This window comes from Sporosarcina sp. Y1011 (assembly GCF_057669885.1).
Genome location: NZ_JBYHFP010000008.1, coordinates 89,925 through 113,030 on the forward strand (window position 1 = coordinate 89,925; position 23,106 = coordinate 113,030).

Here is a 23,106-nt window from a genome sequence, read left to right on the forward strand (position 1 = left end):
TTGTCGATAGTTATTAGTCAATAATGAGTGGGTGGTCATCTGCATCATAAGATTTATCTTTCCTGCGCATGTCATTATCTTCTTGAAATACATCTTCGAAAAATTGGTTAGCCGATTGGGCCAATAGCTTATAATATTGTTCAAACAAATGAGCGGCATGATTACCGTTCCATATTTCCGGAAGCAACTCTTTCGGTAGCCCAGGATCTATAAAAAGGAACTTACGATATTCATGGACAAGGTTTGTCCTCTCTACGAAGCACTCTGCATTCGTCATTTGCCCATTATTTATTAGGCTTTGATGAACAATATACTTATTGCTGTACGTCGAAATGAATTCCTGATACTTCCCTTCAATTTCTGAAAGTGGCCAGCTTTTTTCAACAAGCGCTCTGTCTGCTTGCGGTCCTTTATATTCGGATAGGAATAAATCCACGTAAGCTTGGATGTTATATTTATCAATGAGTAGTCTTACTTCTACCCCAAGGTCATTCGGTGTAATCCAGCAACCATTTGAAAAGCTCCCTAGTCCACTCCATAAAAGTTCCTTACGCAGTTCATCACGAATCTGTCTTTTTTCTTCCGGAATCGCGTACATCAATATACGCCATTTCCCATCCCATTCGTGTGGCATCAATTTAAATATTCGGGCAGCTGCCTCTTCAATTCGTATTTCTCCACGAGGTGTCAAGAAATAATAGCTTTTATTCCCTTTTTTTTCCGAATTAAGCCATCCTTGCTTCATCATTCTGGAAACGGCAACTCGAACGGATTGTTCATTATGTCCAAACTCTTTCAGTAATCTAATCAGGCTACCAATCCAGATATTATTTCCGTAATGACGAATATAATCTCCATATATCGTAAAAATCATTGATTGTGCATTCGCCAATTAACCTCACTCTTTCTTTTTCGAACATAAAAATGTAATATGATTTTTCCTATTCCCATTATATCGTTTTATCAATAAAAGAAAACTTATTTACCCAAAAATAGCGGACTTCTTTTTTCACTGAATGCAAGGAGAGCTTCCGTTCGATCTTCGGTCGGGATTATTAATTCGTAGGCTTTCGATTCAATTGCAAGTCCCGTCTGCAAATCCGTGTTCATCCCTTGTGTAATTGCATACTTCGCTTGCCTAATTGCAACCGGACCATTTTTCATCATATCGTAAGCTAGTTGTTCACAAGCTGCAAGAAGTTCTTCCTTTTTCACAACTTTCAAAATAATACCGAGCCCTAGAGCTTCTTCTGCAGTAATTCTTCTTGCAGTGAAGATTAACTCTTTCGCTTTCATTTCTCCTACAAGTCTTGGAAGGCGTTGCGTCCCGCCAGCACCTGGAATAATGGCCCAGCTCGTTTCAGTCAGCCCCATTTTCACACCCTCGACCGCTATTGAAAAGTCACATGATAACATCAACTCAAAACCGCCGCCAAGTGCATAGCCGTTCACTGCAGCAATTGTCGGCTGTGGCAGACTCGCAATGCTGTTGAACGCATCTCTAATTGCTTTGACGTTTCTCCTAACCTCTGTTTCATTTAGTGTCTTACGTTCTTTCAAATCAGCGCCTGCACTAAATGATTTTTCACCTGCTCCAGTAAAAATAACCACTTTCACCTCTTGATCTAACGAAATAGAATCCGTTACCTCTTGAAGCTGATGTAGTGTTTCGTAATTAAAGCAATTCAATGCTTCTTCACGGTTAACAGTCACATATGCAATATTGTATTCTTTTTTATATAAAATAGTTGTCATTTTTCCATCTCCTTTATAATAAACAAAAGCGCAAGCGCCAGGTCGAGGGCGACAGGCATAAGACAGACCGGCGAAAAGGCGTTCTTTGCCTCGCAAACCGGTATGACTTAAGATCCGAGCACTTAGGCGCTGGAGTCTAGACCTGAAAAATCACCTTCCGCAGGTTATCCACAGTACGAGATTTTATCATTTCCTAGTGTAAAAAAACTGTCCAACTCCTGCCGTAGCTCATCCTTTCCTTTTCAAGAAGAGCACCGGCCCTTGAAGGACAGCTATTTTCAACTAATTATTCCGTTACATTCTCAATAATTGCCGCAATTCCCTGGCCTACCCCGATACACATCGTTGCTAGTCCATATTTAACGTCCTGTTTTTTCATTTCATATAAAAGTGTAGTAAGAATTCTGGCCCCACTAGCACCTAATGGATGTCCAAATGCGATTGCGCCACCATTGACGTTTACTTTTTTATCGTCTAGTTCTAACTGGCGTATACACTCAAGCGATTGAGAAGCAAAAGCCTCATTTAATTCAACAAGTCCAATATCATTTGTTGTCAGCCCTGCTCGTTCCAATGCTTTTCTTGAAGCATATATCGGACCAAGCCCCATTACAGCAGGTTCAAGTCCCGCTGTTGCCCCAATAACATATTTAGCTAGCGGCTTAAGGTTTAGTTCTTTCGCTTTCTCAGCACTCATAAGAAGCAAAGCAGACGCACCGTCATTGACACCCGAAGCGTTGCCTGCTGTAACGGTGCCACCTTCAAATATCGGTTTCAGTTTACTTAGCTTTTCAAGCGTCGTGTCCGCCCTTGGATGTTCATCCCGATCCACAGTGATTTCGTTACCTTTCCGATCTTTATAGACAACCGGAACAATTTCTTCAGCGAAACGATTTTCTTCCATTGCTCTTTTCGCACGTTGTTGGCTTTCATAAGCAAATAAATCCTGATTTTCTCGCGTTATCGCATATCGTTGTGCGACGTTTTCAGCTGTCTGCGGCATTGAATCTACGCCATACATTTCTTTCAGCTTATTATTCGTAAAGCGCCAACCGATTGTTGTATCTTGTAGTTCCATATTGCCACGTGGAAATGCTTTATCAGGTTTTGACATGACAAGGGGTGCACGCGTCATGCTTTCTGTTCCGCCGGCAATGTAAATATCGCCATCACCAACCGCGATTGCTCTTGCAGCGAAAATGACAGCATCAAGCCCTGAACCACAAAGACGGTTAATCGTCGTGCCCGCCACTTCGACAGGAAGATCCGCTAACAAGCCGGACATTCGAGCTACATTACGGTTATCTTCCCCAGCTTGATTAGCGTTTCCGAATATAACTTCTTCAATTTTCTCTGTCGGCAGGTTGGGATTCCGTTCGACTAGTGCCTTAATAACAACCGCTCCCAAATCATCCGGACGTACGTCTTTCAACGCGCCATTATATCTACCGATGGGTGTACGGACAGCATCTACTATGACTACTTCTCTCATTTCGTAACCACCTCTTCTACAATTGTATAGTCGTATACGCCTTTACCACTTTTTCGACCAAGGCGGCCCGCTTTTACATATTGCTCCAATAGAGGCGCGGGGCGGTACTTCTCTCCAAGCTTTTCGTGTAAATATTTCAAGTTATTCAGACGCGCATCAAGTCCAACCAAATCCACGAGTTCAAATGGTCCCATGGGGTAATTTAAACCAAGCTTAATTGCTTTATCAATTTCTTCTGGTGTTCCAAGCCCTTCTTGTAGCATGTAAAATGCTTCGTTACCTACTAGTGCACTAATTCGGCTTGTGACGAACCCCGGAAATTCATTAATAACAACAGTTTCTTTGCCCATATTCACGGCTACTTGTCTGATAATATCCGCCGTTTCATCACTTGTTTCCAAACCGCGAACAATTTCAACAAGTGGCATTTTATGTACAGGATTGAAAAAGTGCATTGCGATTGTTTTTTCTGGACGTTTACCGAAAGAAGCAATTTCTGTCGGACTCATCGTCGATGTATTCGTTGCAAAATAACACTCTTTTGAAGCGTGTTCTTCTATTTCTTCAAACACTTGTTTTTTAATCGATGCTAGTTCAGGTACGGCTTCAATAATTAAATCCGCGTTTCCTGCAACTTTTGCAAGATTGTTTTCATAGCTTAAATTTTGGCGCGCCTTTTCAGCTGTATCCGCTGAGATTTTTCCATACTTAAGTCCTTTTTCAAAAATAACTTCAATTTCATTCTTTGCATTTTGAAGTGCAGTCTCGTTAATATCAACAATCGTAACTGAATACCCACCAAGTGCTCCAACATAGGCAATCCCTCTACCCATCACGCCGGAACCGACAACAACTATACGATTAATCATCAGTACCCTCCTTTTTATGATGAAAGAATACGGACAAGAGATAACACATCCCTGTCCGTCATTTTTTATAGATCATTATAAGTTTTCAATATGGAACAATGTCTAGCTCCAGGCGCAAGCCGCTCGGGTCATAAGCAATCAAGCTATGTAGCAAAGTACGCCACGTCGCTGGATTGACTTATGCCTGTCGCGGCTATACTACGCCTTGCGCTTTTATTGTCTAGCTTCAGGCGCAAGCCCGCTCGGGTCATAAGCAATCAAGCTATGTGGCAAAGTGCGCCACGTCGCTGGATTGACTTATGCCTGTCGCGGCTAAACTGCGCCTTGCGCTTTTCAATTATAGTCCGAATGGATTTACTGGACGGCTGCCGAAGTACGACATGATGCTTTTCGTTTCAGTGTAAAGATCAAGCGATCCGACTGATAGTTCACGGCCAAATCCGGATTGTTTATAGCCACCGAATGGTGTACCTGGGAATGCAGAGAATGGTGTATTAATCATAACGATTCCCGCTTGAATTTGATTTGCAACACGTGTTGTAGTTGCATCATTTGTTGACCAAATAGAAGAAGCTAGACCAAATTCTGAGTCATTCGCTAATGCAATTGCCTCTTTTTCGGTTTTAAACTTCGATACTACAACAACTGGTCCGAAGATTTCTTCACGCACAACCTTCATTTCTTGTGTTACGTTCCCAATAATTGTCGGCGCATACCAATACCCGTTTTCAAAGCCTTCTGGTTTCAATTCTTTCCCACCAGTAAGGATTTCCGCACCTTCATCAATCGCAGATTGAACATACATTTTCACTGTGTCCAACTGTCCTTGATCGATAACCGCGCCCATATGTGTTCCTTTATCAAATGGATCTCCAATTGCTAGTTTTTCTGTTTTAGCAATAAACTTCTCAACGAACTCATCGTACACATTTTCATGAATATAGATACGCGTACGTGCATCACAAGATTGACCTGTGTTATTGAATGCACCATAGAGTGAACCATCAACGGCCGCCTCAATGTCTGCATCTTCAAAAACAAGGCTTGGAGATTTCCCACCAAGTTCTAGTGTTACGCGTTTTACAGTTCCTGCTGCTCTTGCCATAATGTCTTTTCCGATTGGTGTAGAACCCGTGAACGCAACTTTATTCACTAAATCATGTTCTACCAAGTAGTTACCAATTTCAGAACCAGATCCTGGTAAAATGTTAACAACGCCGGCTGGAACGCCTGCTTCGAAACAAATTTCCCCAAGAATAATAGCTGTAAGCGGCGTTAGTGACGCCGGTTTAATAACAACCGAGCAACCTGCTGCAATCGCCGGAGCAATTTTCCAAGCGGCCATCATAAGTGGGTAGTTCCAAGGAATAATCTGCGCACATACACCAAGTGGTTCTTTTTCTGTGTAGTTATGGAATTGACCAGGTACGTTGTTTACAGAGCCACCGTGTCCAACAATTGCGCCCGCGTAAAATTCAAAGTCTTCAATTGCTTGTGAAATCTGCCCTTTAGCAGCTGCAAGTGATTTACCTGTATTCAAAATTTCAAGTTCCACCAGCTCATTAAAGCGTGAGCCCATAATTGCTGCAATTTTGTTGAGTACACGTGCACGACGTCCTGAAGGCGTTATTTTCCATTTTCCATTATCAAATGAATCTCTGGCAGCTTGAACAGCTCTTTCAGCATCTTCTTGTGTTGCTTTTGCTACTTCCGCAAGAAGTTCACCCGTCGCAGGATTGTAAATTTTTGTGCGTTCGCCATTGCTACTTTCGACTTGTTCACCGTTAATGAAAAGTTTGTAAAAGTCACGTTTCATTGATTCTTGCTCTATTTTTCCTTCTTGAATTGTCGTCATTGGTTTATTCCTCCTATTGTCCTGTATAAACAGGTTTGCGTTTTTCCATAAATGCAGTAACACCTTCACGATGATCAGTTGTTAAACCAGCTATACGCTGCCCTTGTGCTTCTTGTTCAAGATAATCTTCAAAAGATAATTCCGTAACTGCTTTCAAGGATCGTTTTATCAAGCCTATTGCTTTTGTTGGCAGAGCGGCAAGATGCGCTGCAAATGTGGTTATATCTTCTTCCCATGTTTCAGATGAAATAAGTCGATTCGCAAGACCCATTTCTACTGCCTTATCGGCTGGTACTTTTTCTCCTAAAACTGCTAGTTCCAACGCTTTGGAATGTCCTACAAGTTGTGTCAAATAATAGAGATTACCAGAATCAGGAATAAGACCGACATGTACAAAAGCGTTCAAAAAACTTGCACGTTCCGAAATAAGTCTGAAGTCACACGCAAGTGCGAGGCTAAATCCGGCTCCAGCTGCAACTCCATTTACAGCTGCAATAATCGGTTTTTCACATTGTCTAATTTGATTAACCATCGGACCATAATGGTCTCTTAGTACTTGACCATGGTCCATGTTTTCATCGACTTCTGATAAATCCTGTCCGGAACAAAATGCCCGTCCTTCACCCGTTATGACAATACAACGAACTGCGTCATCATTGGAAGCGGCTTTGACTGCATCTTTCACTTCTCGGTTCATCTGTGCGATAAACGCATTCAGTTTGTCTGGCCTATTTAAATAGAGCCATGCAATTCCATTTTCAACTTCATAACGAATTGTCTCAAACATTGAGCTACCTCCTTACTTACCCTGGAAATCTGGTTTTCTTTTCTCAACAAATGCGTTCATACCTTCTTTTTGATCCTGTGAAGCGAATAGTAGATAGAAATTTTTCCGTTCATATTGCATTCCTTCATTTAAAGGAGAGTCCACTGCTTTATTTACCGAATCTTTAATGAGGCGTACCGATAGTGGCGGCTGTTTAGCAAGCCGACTTGCAAATTTCAACGTTTCTTCCATTAATAGTTCAGGGGCAACGATTTTGTTGATGACTCCGTGTTTCAGAGCCGTTTCCGCAGAAATCCGCTCCCCTGTCCATAGCCATTCCAGTGCTTTCGTACGACCAGCAAGTTTCGTCAACCTCTGTGTACCTCCTGCACCTGGCATGACGCCAAGGCCAACCTCTGGAAATGAAAATTCTGTGCCGCTTGCTGAGATTAATAGATCACAGCAAAGGGCAAGTTCGAACCCTCCGCCCATTACGAAGCCTTTTACTGCACCGATGATTGGCTTTTTAATGAGAGCTAATCGGTCCCAATCGGCAAATTGATTCAAAAGCTCAAGGCTGATTGGATTATCATTAGCCATCTCATCAATGTCAGCTCCAGCTGAAAATGCGCGTCCTTTTCCAGTCAACACGATGATTCTTACAGTATCGTCACGATCAAATTCTTCCATCGCAATGACTACTTCACTAATCAGTTTCCGATTCAATGAATTTAACTGACGGGGCCGATTCAGACAAATGACCGCAATGTCGTTTCCCTCTATTGAAGTTTCAATGAATTCGAAACTGGTCATTATGCATCCTCACCAATCATTAATGTGACAAGATTACCTGCAAACCCCATTAAGTCCTTACCAGACGCTTTCCCTTCAGGTGAACGTAAGCCCTGCTGTAATGCTTCTAAATTGTCATAGTACATCTCACATGTTAGGTAGTATTTTCCTTCGCCACCCATTGGAGACCCAGTTACTTTAGTTACCTTCATTTCACGAAGTCCAGGAATTTTCGCTGTAATTGGTGCATGAACATTGAAGTAATGATCATCAAATTCCTCTTTGTTTTCAGGGTGTTTGTATAACGCAATTAGTTTAGCCATTTAATATTCTCCTCACTTTACATTAGTGTCGAAACAGGTTTCATTGCCTCAAATACGTTTTTACAGCTCTTACAATACAAAATACTTCTGCACGCAGTCGGCCCAAAAATATTTTCCATTGTCACATATGTAGATCCACAATATGCGCAATCAACATGCCATGAACCATCTTCTTCAAAATGGCGGGGTGGTGGAGCTATTCCGAACGCTCGCAGATTCACATGCCCTTCTTCTGTAATACGGTCTGACGTCCAAGGTGGATGAAAGACGATTTCTACTTCGACTTCTTCCACTTCAGGAAGTTGTTTTATAGCATTTGCCGTATTTTTTTTAATAATGTCGAGAGCCGGGCATCCTAAAAACGTCGGAAGTAGAACTACTTTTACGTTATTTCCTTCAGTAGTGACTTCTTCAACCATACCAAGGTCAATAATGCTAACTGAGTCAATTTCAGGATCTTTCACTGTCATGAGCACTTCTAGTACACGCTCCGTTGTTAATTCTAAAGTTGTAGTCATTAAGATCGCCTCTTTCCTTTTTCAGTTACCAGGTAGCCGCCGGATCTAACTTGTAAACTTCTGAAAGTGTAAGCAGTGCTTCATCCAAATCTTCTGTATGCTCGCCATTCCGTCCATTATTCGTTGGTTTTTCAGGAATCGTCGGTAGATCCATTTGTAGAGCAACAAACACTGGTTCGATGCTTGCTATCCAGTTTTCTTTCAACTTTTCCTCATTGTCTATCAGTTTATATTTTTCAATTGCTTGTTCTTGATTTCCAAAAGAGAATACATCTCCAAAGTCCTTCATAACGAGAGCAATTGCATCATTCATTTTCTTTTTTGCAACATCGGTAGAACTCAATAATTGCTTAAACCAAGTTTCCCAATGTAACCTGTGATAATAAAGTTCCATTTTCACTTTTACTGCAGCTTCAGCAAGTGGTCTATACGAGCTTTGGCATAAAGAATCGACTTTCATTTTTTTTGCTTGTGTGTAAAAATAACTTCTTACAACTTGATATGCCCAATCATACTGGGGCGTTTCCATATAATAGCCATCACCGTTTACTCGCTCAGTCAAAATGCTGTTTCTTCTTTCATGTGCCGGTCGCAAATGAGCCAGATCATCCGCTTCTCCCACTCCCAAATCTTCTAGAAGCTTGTAGAACATTGCTGCATGCCCCATACTGTCTTGGCTAATTGAAGAAGAAGCGACGTCTTCCTCAATGTGAGGAGCGAGCCCTAGCCACTCAGATCCACGATAAGAGTACAAGAAATCATCATCCGCTAATTGGAATAACAAACTTGTTATCGCTTCTTTGTTTTCCGCGGTCAATACGTTTTCGATAGTGCTCATTTCTGATCTCCTCCCCATGACAAGATTTCTTTTTCATCCAACATTCCCTGTTCGTAGTGACGCCACTTTTTCTTTAAGTAGCCGTATCCTTTTGTCGTACGATAATCTTTATTGTTAAGTCTGCCGAGTGTCATTTTCTCTTCAGCGTCCAACCTTCTAACGTGCTTCCGATTCACAACCCAAATGTCGGCAACCGGTTCGCGGCGCATGAAATTTTCTTGCGCCAACATGATGGCCATTTCTTCATTTGGAGCCAGCAAGCTGAATTGGTGCTGGAATGACGAACTCGGCGTCCGTTTACTAAATACTTCATATTCTTGATAAAATGTATTCTCTTGTGCCATTTTCCCCAACTCCTATCTTTAGTTGATTGTCGCGCTTAGTGCATCACGAACCCATGCACTATGTTCATATGAAGATCGGCGCAAGTTCAGGCGTGCTTGTGAACGGGGCCCTTTATTTTTAATAATTCTCTTAAACTCTTCCCAATCTGGTTGTTGATACGACCATAACTCATTTTCTTTATCGTAGTGGAAAGTCGGATCTGGAATTGTTAAGCCAAGCGATAAAATACGCGGAATGTATTTATCAAAAAAGAGTTGCCTGAAATCCTCATTTGTTTTCGTACGGATTTTATATTTGATGGTTAAGTCTTGTTTAGATGAACCCGTTGTTTCTTTGCTTGCCGGTCCGAAGAACATCAGTAATGCCTCCCACCAGCGATTAAGAGCGTCTTGAATCATTGCCTTTTGATCTTCCGTACCTTCTGCCAACGCCATGATGATTGACTCACCATGCTGTGCATGAAATACTTCTTCAGCACAAATGCGTTGCAACGCCCTTGCGTAGGGTCCATATGAAGCCCCTAGCATATCAGTCTGTGTAATAATAGCTGCTCCATCAACAAGCCAGCCTACGAGGCCTGCATCTGCCCATGTTCTCGTTTCCATGTGGAATACATTATGAAATTTCAAGTCCTCATTGAATAAGTCCTGCATTATATCTCCACGATTTTTGCCATATGGTACTAGTAAGTCTTCAGTAACTCGAAGTAGCAGCTGGCCATGGCCCATTTCGTCCTGTACTTTTGCCATAATGCCAAGCTTTCTATTAAGAGAAGGGGCTTTCGGTACCCATTCTTTCTCAGGAAGCGCTCCCATTATTTCGCTAATACCGTGCATCGAAACCAGTTTAATCAATGTCTGTCTGTATTCTTCAGGCATCCAATCATCTGCTTCGATCTTATCCCCTGCCTCAATACGTTGCATAAAATGTGCTACCTTTTCCTCATCAGCCGTAATCTGTAAAGTCGTCAATTTAAATCCCCCTTTATTTGAGTATATAATCTCACCGCTTCGTATAACAAGATTTTAACGATGACTTCGTATATCGTTATATATAAGGTCAGTATAGTGCATAGATATTCAAAAAGCAAATGTATTCTGATAAATTTAAATTTTATTTTTGACTGTCAAATTTTGAATTTTAAGTAGTCCGTTAACATGCGAATAGACTAGTGATGAAATCGAATTAACTCTCTTATGCTTCCTCTAGTACAATTGGGTGTTGCGATACTTTAATTGAATCAGTAGGGCAGCCTTCCAATGCATCTTCTAGATCATCGTATAGATCTTCATCAACTTCAGAACACCCTTCGTTATCATCTAGATGTACAAACGCAAGTCCTTCATCGTTATAATCAAAAATGTCTGGCGCACTCGCCCCACACGCTCCGCAGGCAATACAAGTTTCCTGATCAACAATCGTATATTTAGCCATTCCATTCGTCCCCTCCTTATACTGTTCGCAACACGCCTATCATTTATTGACCGACTTTAACTTTCTTGTTTTCTGTTTGTTCCATAAGCGTTGTACTGTGAGTTGCTTGTACTTTCGCTGTTGGATCGATGTAAACCTTAGCATTGCTGACTGCTGTCGGAGCCTCGCCAAATCCACTTGCAATCAACTTTACTTTCCCTTCATACGTGCAAATATCACCGGCTGCATAAATGCCCTCTATATTCGTTTCCATTTTTGAGTTGACGACAATACTATTTTTCACGATTTCAAGGCCCCATTCGCTAATTGGACCGAGTGATGAAACGAACCCGTAGTTTACGATAACGTCGTCTACATCAATTACTTCTTCTTGATCGCCCTTCACTTTTTCAAGGACAACCTGTTCTATATTATTTGCACCAATAAATTCTATAGGCACGAACGGAGTCTTGACTTCAACGGATGAGTTCATTAAATTTTCTACACTTGCCTCATGAGCACGGAATTTATCGCGTCTGTGTACAAGCGTCACTTTTTTTGCAATTGGCTCTAGCATTAATGACCAGTCAACAGCTGAGTCGCCACCTCCAAAAATTTGTACATTCTTCCCTGCAAACTGTTGTAAATCCTTTATGAAGTAATGCAAGTTCTTACCTTCGAACTTTTCTGCTGAGTCCAGATTAAGTTTTTTGGGCTGAAACGCGCCATTACCCGCCGTAATAATTATAGTCTTTGAAAAATGAATTGCGCGATTCGTTGTCAGTTTAAAAGTTCCATCAACTTGTTTCTCTACTTGCTGAACGTCCTGTTCAAGTGTGATCGTCGGCTCGAATTGAGACATTTGATTTACTAAATTATCAATGAGTTCCTGACCACTAATTTTCGGAAATCCAGCAATATCATAAATATACTTTTCAGGATATAAAGCAGAGAGCTGGCCACCAAGTTGTGGCAGGCTTTCAATAACGTTCACAGACATTTTTCTCATACCGGCGTAAAATGCGGTAAATAATCCTACAGGGCCTCCACCAATAACTGTCACATCAAAGACTTTTTGTTCGTTACTCATAACTAAACTCCTCTTTTCCGATTATCTGATTTCACTTGCCAACGTGTTGGTTAACATTCCGACGGTGTGTACCAGTTCAATAGTATAACTGAATTTGAACGTTACGATTATTTCTTGTTATACAAAGTACTTTAATACATAATTAATTCAGTGTCAACAATAATTTCTGAAAACTCTTAGTTTAACACCATTTTCACGTAACTTTCAGAATTTTATTCACTTTCTGAATTATATATGGTACGATTTTGACTAGTTGTATATCTATTTTTTATATACCGTTTAGTTTATGTTTTATAATAATTGAGTATTTCCGTAGAGATTTTCATCTTTTAAGTACCTAATTAAGCAGTAATTTCCAAAAAAATATATTGAATTAATGAGAGGTGTGGCAAAATGACAACACGCATTGACGATTTCGCTGTTCACGAACAACACTATGATGAAATTCGCACTATTATGGAGCAGGAGCCATACGCACAGTTTATCGGCATGAAGCTGAAAGATTTTGGTCCCGGTACGGCTACAGCGGAACTAGTTCCTAACGAGAATATGTTAAACTCGCACAATACGGTTCACGGTGCAGTATTGTTTTCATTAGCTGATTACGTTTTTGCTGTTGCAAGTAACTCATATGGAAAAACTGCAGTCGGAGTTACAACGACAATGAATTTTATGTCGGCTGCTCTTCCCGGCGAAACAATTACTGCTGTCGCCCGCGAAGATAAACGAAACCACCGCCTTGCCTGGTATACTATTGATATCAGTAATGGAAAAGAACTTGTTGCAACGATGCAAGCAATGGTATATCGAAAAAAAGAGTATTTCATTCAAATAGAAGAGTAAGTGAAAAAGAGGCTAGTTTTTCAAAGAAGCCTAATTAAATATAACAAGTACAAAACACCCCCCGCATCGGTTTTAATCGATGCGGGGGGTGCTTTCTATTAAGAGGATACGTCATAGATGTAGGTGTATTTTTTTCTAAGATCCTAATTATTAGTTAAGTAGCGTCCACTTACCATCCTTAACAACAGCCATAACTAAGCTATCTGCTGTTAAACCGTTATGATCTTTAGCAGTTAGGTTGTAAATTCCTGTTGTACCAATCCATTTCGTAACGTCATTTTCCAAATAATCACGAATCGATTCGCGATCCGTAGCCCCATTTTTCAACGCCTCGATGACAAGCATTAAGTTATCATAGCCGTAAGAACCGAAGTTTGTTGGCTCACTGCTAAATTTATCTAAGTAATCTTTATAAAAAGTAGAAATCACGTCAAATTGGATATCATCCTCCGCAATCTGATCCGGGAAGAGTAACTTACCTGTTGGAATAACAACCCCTTCAGCCGCATCTTCAGCTAGTGTGATAAAGTTTTGGTTGGCAATTCCATGACTTCCTATAATCGGTAAATCAATACCTAAATCACGTGTGTTTTTAGCGACAACTGCCGGACCTGGGTTTGTTCCCCATACGACAATTGCTTCTGCTTTCGCACTGTTAATTTTTGTGAGTTGTGCACTCATATCTGGATCTTGAGTGTTGTAACTTTCTTTTGCAACAATATCAACGTCATATTCCTTTGCTAGTGCTTCCATCTGTTCGAGTCCACTTGAACCAAATGCATTTGAGTCAATAATAGTTCCAACCTTACTGATTCCCTGCTCTTTTAAATACATATAAACGCGCTCAACCGCATGTCTGTCAGATTGTGGCGTTTTGAACACCCACTTTGCTTCTTCGACTGGCTCAACGATATGTGTACTTGCTGCAGCTGAAATCATCGGTACTTGTTGCTGCATCGCAATCCCTTTAATCGCCAGACTTTCACCGCTTCCAGATGAACCTAGAAGCACAAGAACCTTTTCATCATTGACTAAACGATTCGCTTCCTGTGTTGCCTTCTCCTGGCTAGATTCATCGTCAGCTAAAATAATTTTCAACGGTACTCCATTGATACCGCCTTCACTATTAATCTTGTCTTCAATTAATTTAGTTGCATTCCATTCTGGCTCGCCAAGTGGACTATTCGGTCCAGTTTTCGAGTAAATAGCTCCAATTTTATACTCAGTGACTTCGCCAGAGCTTTCTTCATTGTCTGACCCCCCGCTACATGCTGCAAGGATCAATACAGTCATTATAGTCAATAGCGATGTTAAAAATAACTTTTTCATTTTTTATCCCCCATTTTAGTGTACTGTTTGACCTAGGTATGCTTCTTTTACTTCAGGGTCATTTAACAATTCTTTAGAGCTCCCGCTATTTACAATCCCTCCGTGTGAAATTACATAACCACGGTCGGCAATTTTTAAAGAGGCCGTAACATTCTGTTCTATTAATAATATGGTCGTGCCGAATTCAGCACGTAAATCCCGAACGAGTTCAAGCACATCTTTCGCAATAAGCGGGGCCAATCCTAGCGTAGGCTCATCGAGAAGTAGTAATTCAGGCTCCGACATAACACCTCGTGCAATAGCAAGCATCTGCTGCTGCCCGCCGGACATCGTTCCACCTAATTGGTCTTTCCTCTCCTCTAATATAGGGAATAATCCGAAAACTCTTTCGATATTTTTTTCAATATTTTTCATTTTGGTCTTCTTACGATGATGATAGGCACCTAGATATAGGTTGTCCAAGACAGTCATCGTTGAAAATACTTGCCGATGTTCTGGTACGTGCACAAGATGTCTCCCAACGACTTTTTCTGCTTCCATTCCAGTTATGTCATTCCCCTGGTATATTATTTTTCCATTAGTCGGCTTTAAAATCCCTGAAATCGTTTGTAATAAGGTTGTTTTACCGGCACCGTTCGCACCAAGCAATGCAACGATTTCTCCTTTATCAACGGATAAAGAGACGCCCTTTAATGCTTGGATAGGCCCATAACTAACAGATATATCGACTACGTCCATTAATTTATTTTTGCTCATATCGCCTCCTCCACCTTTTCGATTTCATCTATATCAGCTCCTAAGTAGGCAGTGATAACTGCTTCATTCTCTTGAATTTCCTTTGGGGTTCCCTCGGCTATTTTTGTCCCTTGATCCAAAACAATAATTTTCTCACAAATGCTCATAACAAGATCCATGTCATGCTCGACAACTAAAACTGTCACGCCCGTATCGCGCACTCTTATAATTAATTCGCTCATTTCTTGAGTCTCTTTATGATTCAATCCAGCCGCAATTTCATCCAGTAATAGTAATTTCGGGTTTGTCGCAAACGCTCTTGCGAATTCAAGCAGACGTAACTTTCCGAGTGATAAACTAGCCGCCTTCTGATCATAGAGATCCTCAAGACCAAAGAACTCCAAATAACTCATTGCTTTGTCGTATACTTGCTTCTCTTCTCTCTTTGAACCGAGAAGTAGTGACATCATTCCAAGAATATCCGTCTTCGTTTGCACATGCTGACCAACCATTACATTCTCGATGACTGTCATACTTTTAAATACCTGTATGTTTTGAAAGGTACGTGAAATACCTAATGGCGCAACTTGAAATGCTGGAAGTTTTTCGATTCTTTTCCCCAAAAATGTAATACTTCCAGTAGTGGGTGGAAAAATCGAAGAAATCATATTAAACATTGTACTTTTCCCCGCGCCGTTTGGACCGATCAATCCAACAATTTGTCCTTCTTCAACCGTAAATGAAACTTCATTATTGGCGACGACTCCACCAAACTTTTTCGTAATAGCGTCAACCTTCAACAATCAAATCGCCTCACTTTCATGAAACTTCCCTTTTTGCCCCTAGTTTAATCCTTTGTTTTTTACTCGATTGTTTCGACAAATTTGATTCAACCCAATCAGCAATAGTTGGGAACAAGCCGCGTGGTACAAAAATGACAACAAGCATTAATATCAAGCCGTAAATGACATGTTCAAAGTCACTGGTAATGAAAGGAAACTGTTCACCAAGCATATGAACGATAATACCTACAACTCGGATTAGAATTGTTCCGATTAACGCTCCCCATACACTGCCACTTCCTCCTAGTACGACCATTGCTAAAAAAAGAATTGATGCATCGAATGTAAACGCTGCTGGTGAAATACTGTAACTCATATGTGCAAATAGCCAGCCCGCAAGTCCGGCAAACATAGCACTTAAAATGAAGATTTGCATTTTATATTTCCCTGTATTCACACCCATCGAACTTGAGGCAATTTCACTGTCATGAATTGATCGTAGCGCTCTCCCTACTCTCGAATGAACAATATTTAAAGAAAGAATTAAGACGATGATGACGAAAAACCAAACGAGGTAATAATAGGGAATTCCTTGATTAATCGTGTAACCAAATAATTTTAGTTGCGGTATTCCATAAAACCCTGAAGCACCCTTTGTTACGTCACGCCATTCTACCAGTAGCGTATGGACGATTATTCCAAGTGCAAGCGTCGCCATTGCAAGATAGTAGCCGCTTAATCGTGACATAGTATGACCCATGACATAGGCCAGCAATCCAGGAATAAGAAGTGCGAATGGCAAACTTACCCATGGACTCCACCCCATTGTCGCCGTCAATACTGACGTCGTATATGCGCCAACACCGTAAAACGCAGCTTGTCCAAGTGAAATTTGACCTGCATATCCCATCAATAACCCGAGTCCAATCGCGATAATAGCGTAAATGCCAGCGAATGTTGCATGTGTTAAATAGAATGACTGTGTGACCACAAATGGGAATCCAATAATCACCAAAGCAAAGAGTAGCACACCCATCCATTTTGTTTGTTGAACCCCTTGTAACTTCATCACAATCCTCCTTTTCCAACGCTTTTTTCACCTAAAATACCACTAGGGCGAATTAGTAAGATTAACAGAATCGCCGAAAAAGTAATCGCATCTTTCATTCCTGAGCTGATGTAACCAGCACCTAGGGATTCCAATAAGCCAATCAACAATCCACCAATAACAGCTCCTGGGGCACTTCCAAGCCCGCCCAAAATTGCTGCCGAGAAACCTTTTATACCGAGCATTGTACCCATATCATAGGCTGGGAACATAATTGGGGCGATAGCAAGACCCGCCAATGCGCCGAGCGCTGCGCTTAAAGCGAATGAAAGCGCTGACATTTTTTTAGGGCTGATTCCCATCAATCGTGCTGCCAATGGATTTACTGATGACGCTCGGAACGCTTTACCTACCATTGTTTTATCAAGTAAAAGATATAATAGTACAACTACTAAAAGCATTATTACGATAACCCAAATTGCTTGTGGTGTAATTGTAGCTCCTGCAATGTTAACCGGATTATTTTCTGTAAACGGAGCAACTCGCAATTGATCCTTCCCCCAAATGATACTAGCGATTCCACGAAAAAATATGGCCGTTCCAATCGTTAATATAATCAGACTAATGGCATTTGCTCCCTTAGCCCTCCTAATTAGAACAAACTCCATTCCCCAGCCTATCATCGAAACAAAGATGATAGTCACAATAAAACCGAGCCAGTAGGGCATACCGGCAGACGATAAAGAAAACATCGTCAAACCACCCAACATTACAAATTCTCCTTGAGCTAAATTAATAACCTTTGTCACACTATAAATAGTAACGAAACCGAGAGCGACAATGGCATAAATACTGCCAATTGTCATCCCAGTTAACGTAAACTGTAAAAGGTCCCCCATCACACACACACCCCTTTTTAGTTTTGCTAATTAAACACTAACTAGGCATTTCTCCCGTTTATCGACAACTCTGATAGCCTTTCCTTCCGAACGTGGAATCGTTTTTGGTGGATTCACAACAATATCTACGGATATGAGACAAGTATTTTTCATCTGGTGTTGAATTTTTCTCTTTAATAAAGTAATTCTTTCGTGTTTTAAATCTTCACCAATTTCATTATAAAGAGATGTATCACACTCAACATGTAGTACTACAGCATCCATAGCACCTTTACGGACTAAATGGATCTGATACACTGGCGTGAGTTCACTAACTTGGAGAAGTTCCCTTTCCATTTCCGACGGGAAAACGTTTACACCGCGAATAATCATCATATCGTCCGTTCGTCCTTTGACACGTGACATTCTCGTCGTAGTTCTTCCACATTTACATTTCTCACGAGTGATAGAAGCAATATCTCCCGTACGGTAGCGGATAATTGGCAGCGCTTCCTTTTGAAGACTGGTAAAGACGAGCTCCCCACTTTCTCCATCCGCAACAGGTTGAAGCGTATCTACATCAATTACTTCTACATAGAAATGATCCTCTGCTATATGAAGACCGTCCTGCTCTTCATGACACTCAATTGCTACGCCAGGTCCCATAATTTCACTTAAACCATATATATCTACTGCTTTAAAGTTTAGTTTTTTCTCGAGAGTAGCACGCATTTCTTCCGACCATGCTTCCGCTCCGAGAATGCCATATTCAAGATTGGTCTCACGTGGGTCAATCCCCATATCTTCCATCTTTTCAACGATGCTCAGAATGTATGAAGGCGTTCCACAAATACCTCTTGGCTTCAGATCATTAATTAGTGTAATTTGGCGTTCTGTATTTCCACCGGAAATTGGAACTGTCGCAACGCCAAGTTCATCTGCACCTTGGTGAAGTCCCAGACCACCCGTAAATAATCCATAACCATATGCGTTATGAAATACATCCGATTTCCTTCCACCAGCCGTAACGATTGCTCTTGCAACAATAGTTCCCCAATTTTTTAAATCCTTTTCGGTATAACCAACGATTGTCGGTTTGCCACTTGTCCCGGATGAACCATGAATCCGATTAATATTTTCTATTGGCTCAGCGAATAATCCATATGGATATGTATCACGAAAATCTTTCTTGACCGTAAATGGCAGTTTTACAATGTCATCAATAGTTTGAATATCCTCGGGTTTTACACCAAGCTCATCAAACTTCTTTTTGTAAAAATCAACATTACCATATACCTTTTTCACTGTCTCTTTAAGACCAGTTAACTGCCACTCTTCCATTTGTTCGCGTGAGGCTGTTTCAATTTCCGGATTATACAAAATACTTCCCCCTTTTAGATAATTAATATTTCTAGGTCATTCCAATATAACTAAAAATAAACGCTTAGTTAGAATTCTGTAATGCAACAATAGATTAATACAAAGTTCAGACAATGTCAATTTAAATTTCTGAACATTCACAAACTGAATTTCTTTCTTATCGCAAAAAAGTAATGGTACAAAATCCCAACTCAAATCAAAATCACCTTCAACTAAAGGGAAATTTAATATAGATTGTTTTGTATTTTTAAAATTAAATGGTTTTTTGATACCAGCTAAAGCGCAAATTATTAATACTAATATGGTTTCATCAATCATCATTTCAAGAATAAAAGAGAGAAACGAGAATTATTTAAACTAATCAATTCTGTCCAATTGCCCTTGCCTTTATCACTAATCGATGTTGCTATGGTACAGATATATTCAACAAAACAGCAGAGAAAAAAAGTGATTTGTAGACAAGGCTAATGATTTTTTCATACATTTTGGGCGTAAGCTATTTGGTGCTAACGTATGTAGTAACGTGCGAGGCATTAGAAACTTTTTATAAAGATGTCCGTGAAAGGAAAATGAGGTCTGTTTTTTTAATATCAAGTATTTACAGCGGATTATAATCGAAAACTTAAGCGGATTTGACTTTGAATTAAGTGACGCGGATTGACATTTGAACACAACGACCGTAAGCGTAAAATAGGTTCTTTCCATCTGTGATATAACTACAAATATATTCTGTAATATTATAAAAAAGTAATATAAGAGGTATTTGTTTATGGATGAATTCACCACATTACTTAACGAATTCTTGGTTTGTACGGGTGCGGACATATCTTCAGTTTCCAGTTATTTTGTTACATCTACCCGATATCAATCATTGTTTCATTATACTAAAATGTTAGGGTACAAAAAATGGATTTCGCACCAATGACTGAAACCCTAATTTCTCGAAATCCCAGTTATGTAATCGGTTTGCGACTGATTTAATGATGTCGCAGGAGGACTTGTAAATTTGTGAAATATACACACGCGAAAAAAAAGATGGCAATTGCTGGTCTTTGCAAGTCAATATTTTTTATTAGTGTAAATACAAAACAGGTCACTTAGTGCGACCTGTTTTTGCCGTTCAATAAAGCAATGAAACACTAAGAACCTTGATTTTATATCTATATTTATGAATCAAATGCATTTAATGCGTTTACACTATGAGCCAAGGCTGAACCCGCTTTTAATGCAGTTGCAACCATAATCGATTCTGCTATTTCTTCCATAGTTGCGTCAGCTCCCTTTGCACCCTTCGTATGAATGTCAATACAGTACGGGCATCCCGTTGTATGTGCAACAGCAACAGCAATCAATTCTTTCTCTTTTACACTTAATAAACTTTCTTTCATTGTTTTTGTATCAAAATCAAGAAATGACTTAAATACATCTCCATTTAGCTTTGAGAATTCTTTTAATCTATTAAAATATGACGCTTTATATAATTCATCGTCTTCATTTTGATCGTATGCGTTTAATGCATTCACTCCATGTGCAAGTGCAGAGCCTGCCTTTAGGGCCGTTGCGACCATGATGGCTTCAGACATTTCTTCTTTGGTAACATCTTCTGTTTTTGCTGCTGTCACATGAACTTCTATACAATATGGACAACCTGTTGTATGAGCAACAGCAATGGCAATTAATTCTTTTAACTTTTTCGTGAGCTTTCCCTCTGATAGTGCGAGTTTGTCGAACTGTGCAAAAGCTTTGAAAGTGTCTGGTACAAGGTCACTTAATTCTCCAAGACGGTTAAAATACGATTTTCTATACAATTCTTCTCTGCTCAAAATTTCTTCCCCCTAATTAATATCTTTTATTGTTTTTTCCGACATTTTTCTTTAACTTCAAAATGGTGTAATTCTTTTCTCACAATCTTTTTAGCGCAAATAGATTCAATCACTTTTTTGCCTCATGACCTTTTTGGAAATCAGTTTTTATAAAACCTGTATTATGTTCATTTGTATACATTAGGAATTCTTTCGAATACCCTCAACATTTTTTCATTGATCAACCGGTTGCAGCTTACGTGAAAAGCGTTTTCCCGCGTGATGTTCTGGTAGCTGGTCACCGGCTTCGAATAGATTCGCCCGCATAGTCGTCGCTTCAGACTGCTTCCGTACGAGTCCTCTTTCTTGCAAAACAGGCACGACTAGTTCGGCGAAATCTTTGAATGATCCAGGTTTGACCGCATACGTAATATTGAACCCATCCACATCCGCCTCATTTACCCAACGTTCCATTTCGTCTGCTATTTTTTCAGGTGTCCCGACTACAACAGGACCGATTCCTCCAATTCCTACAAATTCTGCGATTTCTTTGATTGACCACTTTTTATCCGGATCCACCTTCGTGAAGATTTCAACCCTTGAACGCATAGAATCATTTTCGACAAATTGCAAGTCCTCATCCAAATCATATTCTGACAAATCAATTCCAGTCCATCCGCTGAACAGACTCATTGCACCCTCAAGGCTTATATATTTCTTGTAATCATTGTACTTTTCTTCCGCCTCTTCTTGTGTCCGTCCAACAATCGGTGTGAACAGGCTGAAGATTTTTATTTCATCCCTCTTTCTTCCAAATGTCTCGGCTTGGCTACGGATTTTTTCTACGTATTTTTTGGCAATGTCAGCTGTTGGCATGGAAATATAAATACCTTCCGCATGTTCAGCCGCAAAAGCAGCCCCTCTTGGTGATAATCCCGCTTGAAAAATGACTGGTGTGCGCTGTGGAGACGGTTCGCAAAGGTGTGCACCTGGAACAGAGAAGTGCTTTCCTTGATGGTTGATGTCATGCACTTTTTCCGGATCAATATACACTTTACGTTTCGGGTCTCTCACAACAGCATCCTCTTCCCAGCTCTGTTCCCATAATTTATAACACACCTCCAAATATTCTTCGGCAATGTCATACCGCGCACTATGATCGATTTGTTTATCGAGCCCCATGTTTAAAGCTGCGCTCTTCAAGTAAGACGTGACAATATTCCAACCAACCCTTCCTTTTGTCAAATGGTCCAATGTCGACATGCGGCGTGCAAATGTGTAGGGATGTTCATGTGTAACGGAAGCCGTCACGCCAAATCCAAGATTTTTTGTCACCGCAGCCATTGCTGGCACAACCAAGAGTGGATCATTGACAGGTGATTGCACTGCTTGGCGTAATGAAGCATCCCTTGTACCTTCGTACACATCGTAAGGGCCTAACACGTCTGCTAAAAAGATTGAGTCAAATTGTGCAGCTTCCAATAGTTTCGCAAGCTCTATCCAATAGTCGATGTCTGTATATCGATGAGCTTCACTATCAGGATGCGACCATAATCCTGGCGATTGATTGCTCGGGCAGTTCATTTCAAAGGCGTTTAATAGAATTCGTTTTTTTGTCATTTCATATTCCTCCTAAGTGATATTGAACCAAATGTAAACCAAAATAAAAAGCTCTCTTTTAAGAATAAAATTCTTAAATCGAGAGCCGCTAGTTGTCTAGTAGGCTTACAAATTCATCTATTGCCTCGTTTGAATTCGCTAGAAATCAGATTATATGACTTCTTCTATCAACGACCATTAGCACATAATCGTAAAAACCAGGTATCGATTGTATTATAAACACCTCTGTTTACGGTGAAATCACCTAGTATTTGGTCTATTATCGATTCTCAACTAAAGTGTACCCTTTGGTAATAGCCTTCTACTAGTTTTTTCTATAATGGAGAAATAAGTATTTCCAAATTACCAAAACCTTTACAAATCTATTCTGATACTTGTAAACTGTATATTAGATTCTAATTACTTTTACTAAAAGAGTCAAGGGTTATGATGTAATATTTTGAATTTTATAATCAATTTAACTTCACTTACATACTCACTACAAACTGTTCCCATCTATTTTCTGAAAGAAATAATTTTTTTAAAAATTACACTAAAAATATACACAGATTATCGTTATCGGTTAAAGTGACACAGATTACTATTAATATGGTTCTAAGTCAAATGTTGGGGTGATGTGATTTGCACGTCACC

The 23,106-nt window shown here is 40.1% G+C and carries 23 protein-coding genes; 1 reads left to right on the forward strand and 22 read right to left on the reverse strand.

Features of this window, described 5'->3' with window-relative positions:
• Positions 1–13 precede the first annotated feature (13 nt).
• The 14 genes from paaX to AC25Y5_RS11560 form a co-directional block, all read right to left on the reverse strand.
• The gene (gene paaX, locus AC25Y5_RS11495; protein ID WP_488140414.1) at positions 14–892 is read right to left on the reverse strand and encodes a phenylacetic acid degradation operon negative regulatory protein PaaX; all 879 of its coding nucleotides are present in this window, start codon (positions 890–892) and stop codon (positions 14–16) included.
• Positions 893–978: 86 nt separating this feature from the next.
• Positions 979–1,755, reverse strand: a complete 777-nt coding sequence (locus AC25Y5_RS11500; RefSeq protein ID WP_488140415.1) for an enoyl-CoA hydratase-related protein — start codon at positions 1,753–1,755, stop codon at positions 979–981.
• A 286-nt stretch (positions 1,756–2,041) separates the two neighbouring features.
• On the reverse strand, positions 2,042–3,247 hold the full coding sequence (locus tag AC25Y5_RS11505) for a 3-oxoadipyl-CoA thiolase (protein ID WP_488140416.1): 1,206 nt from the start codon (positions 3,245–3,247) through the stop codon (positions 2,042–2,044).
• On the reverse strand, positions 3,244–4,116 hold the full coding sequence (locus tag AC25Y5_RS11510; protein WP_488140417.1) for a 3-hydroxyacyl-CoA dehydrogenase: 873 nt from the start codon (positions 4,114–4,116) through the stop codon (positions 3,244–3,246). Before AC25Y5_RS11510 ends, AC25Y5_RS11505 begins: the two co-directional genes overlap by 4 nt.
• A 337-nt stretch (positions 4,117–4,453) precedes the next feature.
• Positions 4,454–5,971, reverse strand: coding sequence for an aldehyde dehydrogenase family protein (locus AC25Y5_RS11515; protein ID WP_488140418.1), 1,518 nt, complete (start codon positions 5,969–5,971; stop codon positions 4,454–4,456).
• Between the two features lie 13 nt (positions 5,972–5,984).
• Complete coding sequence (locus AC25Y5_RS11520) at positions 5,985–6,758, reverse strand: enoyl-CoA hydratase-related protein (protein WP_482100956.1); 774 nt, start codon at positions 6,756–6,758, stop codon at positions 5,985–5,987.
• Between the two features lie 12 nt (positions 6,759–6,770).
• The gene (locus AC25Y5_RS11525; RefSeq protein WP_482100957.1) at positions 6,771–7,550 is read right to left on the reverse strand and encodes an enoyl-CoA hydratase/isomerase family protein; all 780 of its coding nucleotides are present in this window, start codon (positions 7,548–7,550) and stop codon (positions 6,771–6,773) included.
• Complete coding sequence (locus AC25Y5_RS11530; protein WP_482100958.1) at positions 7,550–7,852, reverse strand: EthD family reductase; 303 nt, start codon at positions 7,850–7,852, stop codon at positions 7,550–7,552. Before AC25Y5_RS11530 ends, AC25Y5_RS11525 begins: the two co-directional genes overlap by 1 nt.
• Before the next feature lie 17 nt (positions 7,853–7,869).
• Positions 7,870–8,370, reverse strand: a complete 501-nt coding sequence (gene paaD, locus AC25Y5_RS11535) for a 1,2-phenylacetyl-CoA epoxidase subunit PaaD (RefSeq protein ID WP_482100959.1) — start codon at positions 8,368–8,370, stop codon at positions 7,870–7,872.
• A 25-nt stretch (positions 8,371–8,395) separates the two neighbouring features.
• Positions 8,396–9,208, reverse strand: coding sequence for a 1,2-phenylacetyl-CoA epoxidase subunit PaaC (paaC, locus tag AC25Y5_RS11540; RefSeq protein ID WP_488140419.1), 813 nt, complete (start codon positions 9,206–9,208; stop codon positions 8,396–8,398).
• Positions 9,205–9,552, reverse strand: coding sequence for a 1,2-phenylacetyl-CoA epoxidase subunit PaaB (gene paaB, locus AC25Y5_RS11545; protein ID WP_488140420.1), 348 nt, complete (start codon positions 9,550–9,552; stop codon positions 9,205–9,207). Before paaB ends, paaC begins: the two co-directional genes overlap by 4 nt.
• Positions 9,553–9,570: 18 nt before the next feature.
• Positions 9,571–10,476, reverse strand: coding sequence for a 1,2-phenylacetyl-CoA epoxidase subunit PaaA (paaA, locus tag AC25Y5_RS11550; protein ID WP_488140430.1), 906 nt, complete (start codon positions 10,474–10,476; stop codon positions 9,571–9,573).
• Between the two features lie 271 nt (positions 10,477–10,747).
• Positions 10,748–10,987, reverse strand: coding sequence for a ferredoxin (locus AC25Y5_RS11555; protein WP_482100962.1), 240 nt, complete (start codon positions 10,985–10,987; stop codon positions 10,748–10,750).
• Between the two features lie 43 nt (positions 10,988–11,030).
• Positions 11,031–12,056, reverse strand: a complete 1,026-nt coding sequence (locus AC25Y5_RS11560; protein WP_488140421.1) for an NAD(P)/FAD-dependent oxidoreductase — start codon at positions 12,054–12,056, stop codon at positions 11,031–11,033.
• A gap of 393 nt (positions 12,057–12,449) precedes the next feature.
• Between AC25Y5_RS11560 and AC25Y5_RS11565 the strand changes: the two genes are divergently transcribed.
• The gene (locus tag AC25Y5_RS11565) at positions 12,450–12,899 is read left to right on the forward strand and encodes a PaaI family thioesterase (protein ID WP_488140422.1); all 450 of its coding nucleotides are present in this window, start codon (positions 12,450–12,452) and stop codon (positions 12,897–12,899) included.
• Positions 12,900–13,049: 150 nt separating this feature from the next.
• On the opposite strand, the gene AC25Y5_RS11570 is transcribed toward AC25Y5_RS11565, so the two are convergent.
• The 8 genes from AC25Y5_RS11570 to AC25Y5_RS11605 all read right to left on the reverse strand — a co-directional run bounded on the left by AC25Y5_RS11570 (position 13,050) and on the right by AC25Y5_RS11605 (position 22,473).
• Positions 13,050–14,228 (reverse strand): ABC transporter substrate-binding protein, encoded by a 1,179-nt coding sequence (locus AC25Y5_RS11570; protein ID WP_488140423.1) that lies wholly within the window; start codon positions 14,226–14,228, stop codon positions 13,050–13,052.
• 15 nt (positions 14,229–14,243) lie between these two features.
• Positions 14,244–14,984 (reverse strand): ABC transporter ATP-binding protein, encoded by a 741-nt coding sequence (locus AC25Y5_RS11575; protein WP_488140424.1) that lies wholly within the window; start codon positions 14,982–14,984, stop codon positions 14,244–14,246.
• Positions 14,981–15,766 carry an ABC transporter ATP-binding protein gene (locus AC25Y5_RS11580; protein ID WP_482100967.1) on the reverse strand — a complete coding sequence of 262 codons (786 nt, stop codon included), beginning with the start codon at positions 15,764–15,766 and terminating at the stop codon, positions 14,981–14,983. The genes AC25Y5_RS11575 and AC25Y5_RS11580 overlap by 4 nt, the downstream gene beginning before the upstream one ends.
• Positions 15,767–15,782: 16 nt before the next feature.
• Positions 15,783–16,814, reverse strand: coding sequence for a branched-chain amino acid ABC transporter permease (locus AC25Y5_RS11585; protein WP_488140425.1), 1,032 nt, complete (start codon positions 16,812–16,814; stop codon positions 15,783–15,785).
• Complete coding sequence (locus tag AC25Y5_RS11590) at positions 16,814–17,692, reverse strand: branched-chain amino acid ABC transporter permease (RefSeq protein ID WP_482100969.1); 879 nt, start codon at positions 17,690–17,692, stop codon at positions 16,814–16,816. The genes AC25Y5_RS11585 and AC25Y5_RS11590 overlap by 1 nt, the downstream gene beginning before the upstream one ends.
• Positions 17,693–17,722: 30 nt before the next feature.
• Positions 17,723–19,012 carry a phenylacetate--CoA ligase family protein gene (locus tag AC25Y5_RS11595; RefSeq protein ID WP_482101017.1) on the reverse strand — a complete coding sequence of 430 codons (1,290 nt, stop codon included), beginning with the start codon at positions 19,010–19,012 and terminating at the stop codon, positions 17,723–17,725.
• Between the two features lie 1,205 nt (positions 19,013–20,217).
• On the reverse strand, positions 20,218–20,874 hold the full coding sequence (locus tag AC25Y5_RS11600; RefSeq protein ID WP_488140426.1) for a carboxymuconolactone decarboxylase family protein: 657 nt from the start codon (positions 20,872–20,874) through the stop codon (positions 20,218–20,220).
• A gap of 213 nt (positions 20,875–21,087) precedes the next feature.
• The gene (locus AC25Y5_RS11605; protein WP_488140427.1) at positions 21,088–22,473 is read right to left on the reverse strand and encodes an LLM class flavin-dependent oxidoreductase; all 1,386 of its coding nucleotides are present in this window, start codon (positions 22,471–22,473) and stop codon (positions 21,088–21,090) included.
• Positions 22,474–23,106 lie beyond the last annotated feature (633 nt).

Bases quoted from the DNA above. Each gene is read 5' to 3' on its own strand.
- AC25Y5_RS11585 (WP_488140425.1), bottom strand. From the start codon at position 16,814: ATGAAGTTACAAGGGGTTCAACAAACAAAATGGATGGGTGTGCTACTC.
- AC25Y5_RS11515 (WP_488140418.1), bottom strand. From the start codon at position 5,971: ATGACGACAATTCAAGAAGGAAAAATAGAGCAAGAATCAATGAAACGT.
- paaD (WP_482100959.1), bottom strand. From the start codon at position 8,370: ATGACTACAACTTTAGAATTAACAACGGAGCGTGTACTAGAAGTGCTC.
- AC25Y5_RS11605 (WP_488140427.1), bottom strand. From the start codon at position 22,473: ATGACAAAAAAACGAATTCTATTAAACGCCTTTGAAATGAACTGCCCG.
- AC25Y5_RS11560 (WP_488140421.1), bottom strand. From the start codon at position 12,056: ATGAGTAACGAACAAAAAGTCTTTGATGTGACAGTTATTGGTGGAGGC.
- paaA (WP_488140430.1), bottom strand. From the start codon at position 10,476: ATGCAACGTATTGAGGCAGGGGATAAGATCGAAGCAGATGATTGGATG.
- AC25Y5_RS11565 (WP_488140422.1), top strand. From the start codon at position 12,450: ATGACAACACGCATTGACGATTTCGCTGTTCACGAACAACACTATGAT.
- AC25Y5_RS11525 (WP_482100957.1), bottom strand. From the start codon at position 7,550: ATGACCAGTTTCGAATTCATTGAAACTTCAATAGAGGGAAACGACATT.
- paaB (WP_488140420.1), bottom strand. From the start codon at position 9,552: ATGGCACAAGAGAATACATTTTATCAAGAATATGAAGTATTTAGTAAA.
- AC25Y5_RS11530 (WP_482100958.1), bottom strand. From the start codon at position 7,852: ATGGCTAAACTAATTGCGTTATACAAACACCCTGAAAACAAAGAGGAA.
- AC25Y5_RS11575 (WP_488140424.1), bottom strand. From the start codon at position 14,984: ATGAGCAAAAATAAATTAATGGACGTAGTCGATATATCTGTTAGTTAT.
- AC25Y5_RS11590 (WP_482100969.1), bottom strand. From the start codon at position 17,692: ATGGGGGACCTTTTACAGTTTACGTTAACTGGGATGACAATTGGCAGT.
- AC25Y5_RS11510 (WP_488140417.1), bottom strand. From the start codon at position 4,116: ATGATTAATCGTATAGTTGTTGTCGGTTCCGGCGTGATGGGTAGAGGG.
- paaC (WP_488140419.1), bottom strand. From the start codon at position 9,208: ATGAGCACTATCGAAAACGTATTGACCGCGGAAAACAAAGAAGCGATA.
- AC25Y5_RS11505 (WP_488140416.1), bottom strand. From the start codon at position 3,247: ATGAGAGAAGTAGTCATAGTAGATGCTGTCCGTACACCCATCGGTAGA.
- AC25Y5_RS11570 (WP_488140423.1), bottom strand. From the start codon at position 14,228: ATGAAAAAGTTATTTTTAACATCGCTATTGACTATAATGACTGTATTG.
- AC25Y5_RS11500 (WP_488140415.1), bottom strand. From the start codon at position 1,755: ATGACAACTATTTTATATAAAAAAGAATACAATATTGCATATGTGACT.
- AC25Y5_RS11520 (WP_482100956.1), bottom strand. From the start codon at position 6,758: ATGTTTGAGACAATTCGTTATGAAGTTGAAAATGGAATTGCATGGCTC.
- AC25Y5_RS11595 (WP_482101017.1), bottom strand. From the start codon at position 19,012: ATGGAAGAGTGGCAGTTAACTGGTCTTAAAGAGACAGTGAAAAAGGTA.
- AC25Y5_RS11555 (WP_482100962.1), bottom strand. From the start codon at position 10,987: ATGGCTAAATATACGATTGTTGATCAGGAAACTTGTATTGCCTGCGGA.